Source organism: Streptomyces griseocarneus, from assembly GCF_014655595.1.
Lineage (GTDB): Bacteria > Actinomycetota > Actinomycetes > Streptomycetales > Streptomycetaceae > Streptomyces > Streptomyces griseocarneus.
In genome coordinates this window covers 110,581-122,794 of sequence record NZ_BNBL01000013.1, presented here as the reverse complement: position 1 = coordinate 122,794, position 12,214 = coordinate 110,581, and the positions used below count along the sequence as shown (strand labels likewise).

The 12,214-nt window shown below is 72.7% G+C and carries 10 protein-coding genes; 7 read left to right on the top strand and 3 right to left on the bottom strand.

Annotated features, from left to right (window positions below):
* Window positions 1-80: 80 nt before the first annotated feature.
* The 6 genes from IE295_RS27805 (at window position 81) to IE295_RS27780 (ending at window position 6,906) form a co-directional block, all read left to right on the top strand.
* Complete coding sequence (locus tag IE295_RS27805; RefSeq protein WP_224323393.1) at window positions 81-1,613, top strand: outer membrane protein assembly factor BamB family protein; 1,533 nt, start codon at window positions 81-83, stop codon at window positions 1,611-1,613.
* A 238-nt stretch (window positions 1,614-1,851) separates the two neighbouring features.
* Window positions 1,852-2,571 carry a response regulator transcription factor gene (locus IE295_RS27800; protein ID WP_190066518.1) on the top strand — a complete coding sequence of 240 codons (720 nt, stop codon included), beginning with the start codon at window positions 1,852-1,854 and terminating at the stop codon, window positions 2,569-2,571.
* Between the two features lie 79 nt (window positions 2,572-2,650).
* The gene (gene galT, locus IE295_RS27795) at window positions 2,651-3,697 is read left to right on the top strand and encodes a galactose-1-phosphate uridylyltransferase (RefSeq protein WP_190066517.1); all 1,047 of its coding nucleotides are present in this window, start codon (window positions 2,651-2,653) and stop codon (window positions 3,695-3,697) included.
* Window positions 3,694-4,665 (top strand): UDP-glucose 4-epimerase GalE, encoded by a 972-nt coding sequence (gene galE / locus IE295_RS27790; RefSeq protein ID WP_190066516.1) that lies wholly within the window; start codon window positions 3,694-3,696, stop codon window positions 4,663-4,665. Before galT ends, galE begins: the two co-directional genes overlap by 4 nt.
* Entirely contained in the window at window positions 4,662-5,816 is a 1,155-nt protein-coding gene (gene galK, locus IE295_RS27785) for a galactokinase (protein WP_224323389.1), read from the top strand. The genes galE and galK overlap by 4 nt, the downstream gene beginning before the upstream one ends.
* Window positions 5,817-6,111: 295 nt before the next feature.
* A complete protein-coding gene (locus IE295_RS27780; protein ID WP_224323388.1) occupies window positions 6,112-6,906 on the top strand; it encodes a response regulator transcription factor in 795 nt (264 codons plus the stop codon).
* Here IE295_RS27780 and IE295_RS27775 read toward each other — a convergent pair.
* The 3 genes from IE295_RS27775 to IE295_RS27765 all read right to left on the bottom strand — a co-directional run bounded on the left by IE295_RS27775 (window position 6,865) and on the right by IE295_RS27765 (window position 9,222).
* Window positions 6,865-7,362 (bottom strand): MarR family winged helix-turn-helix transcriptional regulator, encoded by a 498-nt coding sequence (locus IE295_RS27775; protein ID WP_190066514.1) that lies wholly within the window; start codon window positions 7,360-7,362, stop codon window positions 6,865-6,867. The genes IE295_RS27780 and IE295_RS27775 overlap by 42 nt on opposite strands.
* A 172-nt stretch (window positions 7,363-7,534) precedes the next feature.
* Window positions 7,535-8,233, bottom strand: coding sequence for a TetR/AcrR family transcriptional regulator (locus tag IE295_RS27770; protein WP_190066513.1), 699 nt, complete (start codon window positions 8,231-8,233; stop codon window positions 7,535-7,537).
* Window positions 8,230-9,222: an acyl-CoA desaturase gene (locus IE295_RS27765; RefSeq protein WP_190066512.1), complete on the bottom strand. Its 993-nt coding sequence runs from the start codon at window positions 9,220-9,222 to the stop codon at window positions 8,230-8,232. Before IE295_RS27765 ends, IE295_RS27770 begins: the two co-directional genes overlap by 4 nt.
* Window positions 9,223-9,427: 205 nt before the next feature.
* Here IE295_RS27765 and ppc point away from each other — a divergent pair, with 205 nt between their 5' ends.
* Window positions 9,428-12,151 carry a phosphoenolpyruvate carboxylase gene (gene ppc, locus IE295_RS27760; protein WP_190066511.1) on the top strand — a complete coding sequence of 908 codons (2,724 nt, stop codon included), beginning with the start codon at window positions 9,428-9,430 and terminating at the stop codon, window positions 12,149-12,151.
* Window positions 12,152-12,214: the final 63 nt, after the last annotated feature.

Sequence of the window (12,214 nt, the reverse complement as noted above, 5' to 3'; positions counted from 1 at the left end):
GCGCACCCCAGACCCCGCCGCCTCCCGGCGGTTACGGATACCCCGCGCAGCCCGGACCCGGCGTCCCGGGCCGGCCCGACATGCCCACCCAGGCCTTCGGCGCGGCCCCGCCGCACGCGCAGCAGCAGTTCGGGATGTACCCGCCCACCGCCCAGTTCCCCAGCGGCGCCCCGGGCGGCGCGCCCGACGGCAAGGCCCGGCAGCGCATGATGATCATCATCGCCGCCGTGGTCGCGCTGGTGCTGGTCGCCGGCGCCGGCTTCTTCTTCCTCACCAAGGGCGGTGACAAGGACGAGGAGGCCAAGAACGGCGGCTCCAACAGCCAGGGCACCGGCAAGCAGGGCGGTGCGGGCGGCGGCAACGCCGCGCCCAAGACCGTCGACGGCAAGCTGCTCTTCAGCGTCGATTCGCCCAAGGTCGACGACCTGATCACCGTCAAGGGCATGTGGGTCAGCGACAAGGCCTTCGCCAAGGCCGACGTCTACAAGATCAACGGCTATGGCCTGTCCGGCGGCCAGAAGTGGGAGTACCCGCTCGACGGCGAGCTGTGCTGGGGCTCCAAGCAGACCTCGCCCGACGGCAAGATCGCGCTGCTGGTCAAGGACGGCAAGCCCAGCTCCGAGCACAAGTACGGCGGCCCCTGCACCCAGGTCGTCGTGCTCGACATCAACACCGGCAAGAAGGTCTGGCAGCAGACCGTCAAGGACGGCGACCACGACGTCATCTTCGACGAGGTCACCATCGGCGGCGGCACGGTGGCCGCGGGCGGCATCCGCGGCGGCGCCGCCTGGACGCTGGCCGACGGCAAGGAGCTGTGGAAGCCCAAGAGCGGCGACAACTGCCGTGACGACGGCTACGGCGGCGGCGGCAAGCTCGTCGCGGTCCGCCGCTGCGGCGACTACTCCAAGCCCCAGATGCTGGTGCAGACCCTCAACCCGCAGTCGGGCGCGATCCAGTCGGAGTACAAGGTCCCGGCCGGCCTGAACTACGTGCACGTGGCGTCCACCGACCCGCTGATCATCGCGGTCGACGCGGGCGACTCCACCGGCAGCGCCGCCTCCGACTTCCTGGTGATCGACAACAGCGGCAAGGAAGGCAAGCTGCGCAGCAAGATCTCCACGCAGAACGGCAAGTTCACGCCGAAGTGCCCCGCGACCGACGTCGAGGGCTGCCAGAAGCTGGCCGTCACCAAGGACACGCTCTACCTGCCCACCGAGGACCACCAGAGCGGCAACGCCCAGCAGCCCGGCCGCGTCAACGAGATCGTCGGCTTCGACCTGGCCACCGGCCAGTCCAAGGGCAAGGCCGACGGCGCCCCCGGCTCCACGCTGGTGCCGCTCGGCGTGGACAAGGACGGCTACCCGATCGGTTACCAGGAGCCGACCTACCGCAAGGGCGGCAGCGTGGTCCGGATCGACCCCAAGTCGTTCAAGACCGATGTGCTGCTGCGGAATCCGGACTCCTCGGCCGAGACCGAGGGGCGGCTCTCGCCCGGCATCCACCAGGGCCTGTGGTCCCAGGGCCGGCTCTACCTCGGCGGCAGCTACGCCAACAAGCCCAGCTCGTACAGCCTGGGCAAGGAGTACCTCACCATGATCTTCGGCGGAAGCTGATACTGATCGTTTGAGGAACGCCTCGAGCCGCATCCCTGTCCATCGCGCGTACATGCCTGAACGATCCGTTTCAGTCGCGAAGTACACGTGATTGGCAGGGATTTCGGCATTCCGGGGGACTTCTCACCGGTAAGGGGCGCGGAACGTCGAACAAGCGTGTAGCTTCCGGGGGCAAGAGGGTGCCGGGAGACCTGGGCGGGCGGGCAGAGGGCGGCAGCGGGCGACAGGGGGGAAACGCATGGGCGTGCGGCTCATGGTGGTCGACGACCATCGTCTGCTGGCCGAGGCCCTCGCCTCGGCACTGAAGTTGCGCGGCCACCGCGTGCTGGCCGCAGCCGCGCCCAGCGCCGGGGCGGCCGATCTGGTCATCAGCCGGGCCCCCGAGGTGTGCCTGCTGGGCACCGCGGCCCCGGCCGAGCCGGGCGCCTTCGACCCGGTGGTGCGCATCAAGCGCGAGCGGCCGCAGGTCGCGGTCGTCGTGCTCGGGCCGGTGCCGAGCCCGCTGGGCATCGCGGCCGCCTTCGCCGCCGGCGCCTCCGGCTACGTACGGCACAACGAACGCATCGAGGGCGTCGAGCGCGCCATGATGAAGGCCCGGGCGGGCGAGGCCGCCGTCGACCCCCAGCTGCTGCAGGGCTCCTTCGCCGAGCTGCTCAACCCCGCCGCCCAGCCCGACGACGAGGGCGCCCGGCTGCTGCAGCTGCTGACCCCGCGTGAGGTCGAGGTGCTGGTGCGGGTCGCCGAGGGCGAGGACACCCGCCTGATCGCCGCGGGCATGGGGATAGCGCCCAGCACGGCCCGTACGCACGTCCAGCGCGTCCTGATGAAGCTCGGGGTGGGCTCCCGCCTGGAGGCGGCGGCCCTGGCCGCCCGTACGGGGCTGCTGGACCGGGCCACGAGCGGCGGCGGCCGGATCCCGCCGCAGGCTCCGCCGCGGGGCGTCCCGGGGGCGCCGTAGCCGACGCGCACCGTTGACCGGGCTGTCCGGTCGTGCTTCTTTGTGTTCGCTTCTGTGTGGTGGTGTGTGAGGAGGCGGCGTGAAGAAGACGGCGACCCGGCTCGCGGACGGCCGCGAGCTGATCTACTACGACTCCCGCGACGACGCCGTGCGCGACGCCGCCGACCCCCGGCCGCTGCGGCCGCCGCGCTCCCTGACCGAGATCCGCCGCGACCCGCTGCTCGGCGACGACGTCGTCATCGCCTCCCACCGCCAGTCCCGTACGTACCACCCGCCGGCCGACCAGTGCCCGCTGTGCCCCTCCCGGCCCGGGCGGCCCACCGAGATCCCGGCCGCCGACTACGAGGTCGCCGTCTTCGAGAATCGTTTCCCCTCGCTGGCCGGCGGCACGGGCCGCTGCGAGGTGGTCTGCTTCACCGACGACCACCACGCCTCCTTCGCGGACCTCGACGAGGACCGCGCCGCGCTCGTCCTGGCGGCCTGGACCGACCGCACCGCCGAACTGGGCGCGCTGGACGGCGTCGAACAGGTCTTCTGCTTCGAGAACCGCGGCCCCGAGATCGGCGTGACCCTCGGCCACCCGCACGGCCAGATCTACGCCTACCCCTTCGTCACCCCGCGCACCGGACACGTCCTCGACTCCGTCGCCGCCCACCACGCCCGCACCGGCGGGCGGAACCTCTTCGACGACACCGTGGCCGCCGAACTCGCCGACGGCCGCCGCGTCGTCCTCGCCGGCGAGCACTGGACGGCCTTCGTGCCCCACGCCGCCCGCTGGCCCTACGAGGTCCACCTCCACCCGCGCCGCCGGGTGCCCGACCTGCTCGCCCTCGACGACGCGGCACGCACCGAGTTCCCCAGGATCCACCTGGAACTCCTGCGGCGCTTCGACCGGCTCTTCGGCCCCGGCGAGCCGCCCACGCCGTACGTCGCCGCCTGGCACCAGGCGCCCTTCCACCACCCCCACAGGAGTGAATTCGCCCTTCACCTCGAGCTTTTCACCATTCGCCGCGCTCCCGGAAAGCTGAAGTTCCTCGCCGGTTCGGAATCCGGCATGAACGTGTTCATCAACGATGTGCCGCCCGAGGCCGCGGCGCGCCGACTGCGAGAGGTAGCGAGCGAATGAACGGCAAGAACTGCCTGGTCACCGGTGGCGCGGGCTATGTCGGCAGCGTCGTGGCGGCGCGTCTGCTGCGGGCCGGTCACGCCGTGACCGTGCTCGACGACCTCTCCACGGGCCACCGCACCGCCGTGCCCGAGGGCGCGCGCTTCATCGAGGGGCGCGTCCAGGACGCCGCGCGCCATCTGGACGGCTCGTACGACGCCGTCCTGCACTTCGCCGCGTTCTCGCAGGTGGGGGAGTCGGTGGCCCGGCCCGAGGAGTACTGGCGCAACAACGTCGGCGGCACGCTCGAGCTGCTCGACGCCATGCGGGAGGCGGGCGTGCGGACCCTCGTCTTCTCCTCCACGGCCGCCACCTACGGCGAGCCGGACACCGTCCCCCTCACCGAGGACGCCCCCACCCGCCCCACCAACCCCTACGGCGCCACCAAGCTCGCGGTCGACCACATGATCGGCGGCGAGTGCGCGGCCCACGGCCTGGCCGCCGTGTCGCTGCGCTACTTCAACGTCGCGGGGGCGCACGGCCGGCACGGCGAGCGGCACGACCCCGAGTCGCACCTCATCCCGATCGTCCTGCAGGTCGCCCTCGGCGAGCGGGAGGCGGTCTCGGTCCACGGCGACGACTACCCCACCCCGGACGGCACCTGCGTGCGCGACTACATCCACGTCGCCGACCTCGCCGAGGCCCACCTGCTCGCCCTCGGCGCCGCCCGCCCCGGCGAGCACCTGATCTGCAACCTCGGCAACGGCAGCGGCTTCTCCGTCCGCGAGGTGATCGAGACCGCCCGCGCGGTCACCGGCCACCCCGTCCCCGAGACGCCCGCCCCGCGCCGGGCCGGCGACCCGGCCGTGCTGGTCGCCTCCGCCGAACGGGCGCACAAGCTCCTCGGCTGGCGGCCCGAGCGCCGGGAGCTGGCCGGGATCGTCGCGGACGCCTGGGAGTTCGCCCGGCGGACCCGGGGAGGCCGGTGAGCGCCCGGCGGGCCGCCGAGGCCTTCCGGGCCGTCCACGGCGCCCCCTGCGAGGGCGTGTGGGCCGCGCCCGGCCGGGTCAACCTCATCGGCGAGTACACGGACATCAGCGAAGGCTTCGTGCTGCCCCTCGCGCTGCCGCACCTGACCTGGGTGGCCGCCCGCCGGCGCCGGGACGGGCTGCTGCGGCTGCACTCGGCGGCGGCCGGAGGCGGCGTCGTCGAGCTGCGCGCGGACCGGCTCGCACCCGGCGCGGTGCGCGGCTGGGCCGCCTACCCGGCCGGCGTCCTGTGGGCGCTGCGCGAGGCCGGGCACGCGGCCGGCGGCGCGGACCTGCACGTGGAGAGCGAGGTGCCGGCCGGGGCCGGGCTGTCGTCCTCGGCGGCGCTGGAGGTCGCCACGGCCCTCGCGCTGGACGGGCTGTACGGGCCGTTCACGGACCTGCCCGGGCTCGCGCGGCTGGCGCGCCGCGCGGAGAACGCCTTCGTGGGCGTCCCCTGCGGCGCCATGGACCAGACGGCCTCCGCGTGCTGCGTCGCGGGCCACGCGCTGCACCTCGACACCCGCGACCTGTCGCGGCGCCAGATCCCCTTCGACCCGGCGGCCCACGGCCTGCGGCTGCTGGTGGCCGACACCCGGGTCGCCCACGCGCTCGGCGACGGCGAATACGCGCGGCGGCGCGCGGGCTGCGAGGCGGCCGCGCGGCGCTTACGCGTACGCGCCCTGCGCGACGTGCCGTACGCACACCTGCCCGCCGCCCTCGACGCGCTGCGCGGCGATGCGGGCCTGCGGCCGCTCGTACGGCACGTCGTCACCGAGAACCACCGCGTCGGTGCGGTGGCGGCGCTGCTGGAGGCGGGTGACCCGCGGGCGGCCGGGCCGCTGCTGACCGCCGGGCACGCCTCGCTGCGCGACGACTTCGGCGTCTCGTGCCCGGAGCTGGACCTGGTGGTCGCGGCGGCCGGGGAGGCGGGCGCCCTGGGGGCCCGGATGACCGGGGCGGGCTTCGGGGGCTCGGCGCTGGTGCTGACCGAGGAGGCGGGCGCCGGGGAGGTTCAGCGGGCCGTCGCCGGCGCCTTCGCGGCCGCCGGCCACCGGCCGCCGCGGATCTTCGCGGTCGCACCGGGGGAGGGCGCCCGGCGGGTGGGCTGATGTTCGGCATGCCGTCGTTCCGAGTCGTTCACCGCCCCAATACTGAACATAAAGCTCACGATAAACAGCGGGGTCAGGCAGTTTTGCCAATCGCCTTCCGTCGCCGGACCCCGGCCGTACCCTGATGCACAGCGTCGGTGGGGGCCGACGCTGATCAGGGGGCGAGACAGGCAGGTACGACGCCCGGGGCGGGGTGGTTGTCAGGGCACGGCGGCGGCCGTGCGCGCGTTGGCGGCGGCTCCGGGTCGGGCGCCGTACCCGCACTGCCCTCGTCTTCCGGGATATGGGGGTGGTTGTGGCACGTATTCGGGTACTGGTGGTCGACGACCACCGCATCTTCGCCGAGTCGCTCGCCGCCGCCCTCGCGGCCGAGCAGGACGTGGACGTCTCGGCGGCCGGCAGCGGGCCGGCGGCCCTGCGCGCGCTGGAGCGCGCGGCGGGCGAAGGGCGGCGCTTCGACGTCCTGCTGATCGACGCCGACCTCGGCACCGTGGCACCGGACGTCGCACAGGTGCCGGGGCAGCTGAGGGCGCCGGGCGCGGTGGACGGCCCGGGCGGTCAGGCCGAGGGTGTGGTGGACGGCATCTCGCTGGTGGCGAGGGTGCGCTCGGGCCACCCGGGCGTGCGCACGGTCGTGCTGGCCGAGCGCGACGACCCCCGGCGCGCGGCGGGAGCGCTGCAGGCGGGGGCCGGGGGCTGGGTCGCCAAGGACTGCTCGCTCTCGCGGCTGCTCGCGGTGATACGGGGCGTGCTGCGGGACGAGACGCATCTGCCGCCCGCCCTGCTCACGGGCGTCCTGCGGGAGCTGACGGCCGCGCGCAAGCACCGCACCGAGAGCGAACGGCTGGTGGAGTCGCTCACCCCGCGCGAGCGCGAGGTGCTGCGCTGCATGGTGGCGGGCCTGGGCCGCAAGGCCGTCGCCGAGCGCCTCTACCTCTCCCCGCACACGGTGCGCACGCACATGCAGAACGTGCTGGGCAAGCTCGGGGTGCACTCCACGCTGGCCGCCGTCGCGCTGGCGCGGCGGGCCGGGGTGGGGCCGGTGGACCTAGCCGGGGACGTTGTCGAACGGGGCGGTCAACTGGCGTAGCAGACCGGCCAGATCGGCCCGCTGTGCGGAGGACAGCTCGGCGAGGATCGCCCGCTCCTGGGCGAGCAGCCCGGCGAGCGCCTGGTCGGCGCGGTCCCGGCCCTCGGCGGTCAGCCGGACGAGCACGCCGCGCCGGTCGCTGGGGTCCGGCTCGCGCTGGACCAGGCCCTTCTTGGCGAGCCGGTCGATGCGGTTGGTCATCGTGCCGGAGGTGACCAGCGTCTGGGTCAGCAGCTGTCCCGGCGAGAGCTGGTACGGGTCGCCGGCCCGGCGCAGCGCGGTGAGCACGTCGAACTCCCACGGCTCGAGCTCGTGCTCGGCGAACGCCAGCCGCCGGGCCCGGTCGAGGTGGCGGGCGAGCCTGCTGACCCGGCTGAGCACTTCGAGTGGTTCCACGTCGAGGTCGGGGCGCTCTCGGCGCCACGCCGCGACCAGCCGATCGACCTCGTCCTCCATGGGATCAGTGTAGTTGGTCTGTCGACATGAAGTCTCTTGATGTCAAGACAATGATCGGATCACTCATTCGAACGAGTGGCGGGCATCTCAGCACACCATCAGGCCCGTGATCCCAGGCGTCACGACGCGGGGCGGGGCGCCCGCAAGCGCCCCGCCCCGCGTACCGCCCCCGTCAGCTCTTGCGGTGCCCCACCAGCCGCGGCTTGGCCTCCAGGCCGTCGAGGCCGTGCCAGGCCAGGTTCACCAGGTGCGCCGCCACCTCCGCCTTGCGCGGCTTGCGGACGTCCAGCCACCACTGGCCCGTCAGGGCCACCATGCCCACCAGCGCCTGCGCGTACAGCGGGGCCAGCTTCGGGTCGAAGCCGCGCGCCTTGAACTCCAGGCCCAGAATGTCCTCGACCTGGGTGGCGATGTCGCTGATCAGCGACGCGAACGTGCCCGTCGACTGCGCCACCGGCGAATCCCGGACCAGGATGCGGAAGCCGTCCGTGGACTTCTCGATGTAGTCCAGCAGAGCGAACGCCGCCTGCTCCAGCAGCTCCCGCGGATGGCCCGCGGTCAGCGCCCCCGTCACCATGTCGAGCAGCTGCCGCATCTCGCGGTCCACGACCACTGCGTACAGCCCCTCCTTGCCGCCGAAATGCTCGTAGACCACCGGCTTGGAGACCCCGGCCTTCGCCGCGATCTCCTCCACCGACGTCCCCTCGAACCCCCGCTCGGCGAAGAGCGTGCGACCGATGTCCAGCAGTTGCTCCCGGCGCTCCGCGCCCGTCATCCGCACCCGGCGGGGCCGGGCACGCCGGGGCGCCGGAGCCGCGGGCAGGTCCTTGTCACTGGTGGTATTGCTGTCGATCGCCACGCTGTCAATCATGCCGCGTGAACGGCATCTTCCTTCCCCTGGGAATTCCGCTTCGACTCGATCCGGCCCGCGTCCGGCCAGCGCACGTCGTACGCCCAGCCCGCCTTCTCGAACCAGCGGATGATACGGGCGCTGGAATCCAGCTGCCCCTTCAGCACGCCGTGCCGCGCCGACGTGGGGTCGGCGTGGTGCAGGTTGTGCCAGGACTCACCGCACGAGAGCACGGCCAGCCACCAGACGTTGCCCGAACGGTCCCGCGACTTGAACGGGCGCTTGCCCACCGCGTGGCAGATGGAATTGATCGACCACGTCACGTGGTGCAGCAGCGCCACCCGGACCAGCGAACCCCAGAAGAACGCCGTCAGCGCCCCCTGCCACGACCACGTCGCCAGCCCGCCCACCAGCGGCGGGATCAGCAGCGACAGCGTCGTCCACAGCACGAACTGCCGCGAGATCGCCCGAACGACCGGATCCTTGATCAGATCCGGGGCGTACTTCTGCTGCGGCGTCTGCTCCTCGTCGAACATCCAGCCGACGTGCGCCCACCACAGCCCCTTCATCAGCGCCGGCACGGTCTCGCCGTAGCGCCAGGGGGAGTGCGGGTCGCCCTCGGCGTCCGAGAACTTGTGGTGCTTGCGGTGATCGGCCACCCAGCGCACCACCGGCCCCTCGACCGCCAGCGAGCCCATGACCGCCAGCGCGATCCGCAGCGGCCGCTTCGCCTTGAAGGAGCCATGGGTGAAGTAACGGTGGAAGCCGATCGTGATGCCGTGGCAGCCGATGTAGTACATCGCCACCATCAGCCCCAGATCCAGCCAGCTCACCCCCCAGCCCCAGGCCAGCGGGACCGCGGCGAGCAGCGCCACGAACGGGACGACGATGAACGCCAGCAGCGTGATCTGCTCGACCGACCGGCGACGCTCACCTCCGAGCGTGGCGGACGGCAGTGGACTCTCCGGGGCCTGCGGCGCGTTCTCGATCACGTCGGGGCTTGCAGTCATGGGTTCCCTCAGGGGGTCGGGGCTTGGTCACGGTCTCTGGCTACGGTTCCGTAACCTACGGCTTCGTAAGTATGGCAGGGCTCGGCCCCGGGGCAAGAGGCCGTGGACAACCGCGCGTCGTGCGGCGACCTATGCTGGGGGCGTCGGACAGCGCGGTCCGCCACCCCTCCAGACGTGCTCGGAAACACCGCAAGGAGCCGCACCTGTGAGCAGTGCCGACAACACCAACGCCGCCCTGCGCGCCGACATCCGCCGCCTCGGGGACCTCCTGGGCGAAACCCTGGTCCGCCAGGAGGGTGACGAGCTCCTCGACCTCGTCGAGCGCGTCCGCGCCCTGACCCGCACCGACGGCGAAGCCGCCGCCGAGCTCCTGAGCGCCACCGACCCCGAGACCGCCGCCAAGCTCGTACGGGCCTTCTCCACCTACTTCCACCTGGCCAACGTCACCGAGCAGGTGCACCGCGGCCGCGAGCTGCGCGCCCGCCGCGAAGCCGAGGGCTCGATCCTCGCCCGCACCGCCGACCAGCTCAAGGAAGCCGACCCCGAACACCTCCAGGCCACCGCCGAGCACCTCGGCGTACGCCCCGTCTTCACCGCACACCCCACCGAGGCCGCCCGGCGCAGCGTCCTCAACAAGCTCCGCCGCATCGCCGAGCTCCTCGACACCACCGTCGCCGGCACCGGCGACAAGCGCCGCACCGACCTGCGCCTCGCCGAGAACATCGACCTCCTCTGGCAGACCGACGAGCTGCGCGTGGCCCGCCCCGAGCCCACCGACGAGGCCCGCAACGCGATCTACTACCTCGACGAGCTCCACGCCAACGCCGTCGGCGACGTCCTGGAGGACCTCGCCGCCGAGCTCGACCGCGCCGGCGTCGCCCTGCCCCCCACCACCCGCCCCCTCACCTTCGGCACCTGGATCGGCGGCGACCGCGACGGCAACCCCAACGTCACCCCCGACGTCACCTGGGACGTGCTGATACTGCAGCACGAGCACGGCATCACCGACGCCGTCGAACTCGTCGACGACCTGCGCGGCGCCCTCTCCAACTCCATCCGCAACAGCGGCGCCACCGAAGAGCTCCTCACCTCCCTGCAGCGCGACCTCGAACTCCTCCCCGAGATCAGCCCCCGCTACAAGCGCCTGAACGCCGAGGAGCCCTACCGGCTCAAGGCCACCTGCATCCGGCAGAAGCTCGTCAACACCCGCGAACGCCTCGCCCGCAACACCCCCCACCAGGAAGGCCGCGACTACCTCGGCACCGGCGAACTCCTCGCCGACCTCCAGCTCATCCAGGACTCCCTGCGCGCCCACCGCGGCCGGCTCATTGCCGACGGACGCCTCGAACGCGGCATCCGCACCCTCGCCGCCTTCGGCCTCCACCTGGCCACCATGGACGTCCGCGAACACGCCGACGCCCACCACCACGCCCTCGGCCAGCTCTTCGACCGCCTCGGCGAGGAATCCTGGCGCTACGCCGACATGCCCCGCGACTACCGCCGCAAGCTGCTGGCCAAGGAACTGCGCTCACGCCGCCCCCTCGCCCCCAGCCCGGCCCCCCTCGACGCGGCCGGCGCCAAGACCCTCGGCGTCTTCCACACCGTGCACCAGGCCCTGCAGACCTTCGGCCCCGAAGTCATCGAGTCCTACATCATCTCCATGTGCCAGGGCGCCGACGACGTCTTCGCCGCCGCCGTCCTCGCCCGCGAAGCCGGACTGATCGACCTCCACGCCGGCTGGGCGAAGATCGGCATCGTGCCGCTGCTGGAGACCACCGACGAGCTCAAGGAAGCCGACCGCATCCTCGACGAGATGCTCGCCGACCCCTCCTACCGGCGCCTGGTCGCCCTCCGCGGCGACGTCCAGGAGGTCATGCTCGGCTACTCCGACTCCTCCAAGTTCGGCGGCATCACCACCTCCCAGTGGGAGATCCACCGCGCCCAGCGCCGGCTCCGCGACGTCGCCCACCGCTACGGCGTACGCCTGCGCCTCTTCCACGGCCGCGGCGGCACCGTCGGCCGCGGCGGCGGCCCCACCCACGACGCCATCCTCGCCCAGCCCTGGGGCACCCTCGAGGGCGAGATCAAGGTCACCGAACAGGGCGAGGTCATCTCCGACAAGTACCTCCTGCCGGCCCTCGCCCGCGAGAACCTCGAGCTGACCGTCGCCGCCACCCTGCAGGCCTCCGCCCTGCACACCGCCCCCCGCCAGTCCGACGAGGCCCTCGCCCGCTGGGACGCGGCCATGGACACCGTCTCCGACGCCGCCCACCACGCCTACCGGCGCCTGGTCGAGGACCCCGACCTCCCCGCCTACTTCTTCGCCTCCACCCCCGTCGACCAGCTCGCCGAACTCCACCTCGGCTCCCGCCCCTCCCGCCGCCCCGACTCCGGCGCCGGCCTCGACGGGCTCCGCGCCATCCCCTGGGTCTTCGGCTGGACCCAGTCCCGGCAGATCGTCCCCGGCTGGTTCGGCGTCGGCTCCGGCCTCAAGGCCGCCCGCGAAGCCGGCCTGGACACCGTCCTGGACGAAATGCACGACCACTGGCACTTCTTCCAGAACTTCCTGTCCAACGTCGAGATGACCCTCGCCAAGACCGACCTGCGCGTCGCACAGCACTACGTCGACACCCTCGTGCCCGACGAGCTCAAGCACGTCTTCGACGTGATCAAGGCCGAACACGAACTGACCGTCCGCGAAGTCCTGCGCATCACCGGCGAGGACGAGCTCCTCGCCGCCAGCCCCGTACTGCGCCAGACCTTCCACATCCGCGACGCCTACCTCGACCCCATCTCCTACCTGCAGGTCACCCTCCTCGACCGGCAGCGCCGCGCCGCCGAACAGGGCGAGAGCCCCGACCCGCTCCTCGCCCGGGCCCTCCTGCTGACCGTCAACGGCGTCGCCGCAGGCCTCCGCAACACCGGCTGACCCCCACCCGCACACACCGGTGCCCCCCTCGCCGCAAGGCAAGGGGGGCACCGGTACGTACGG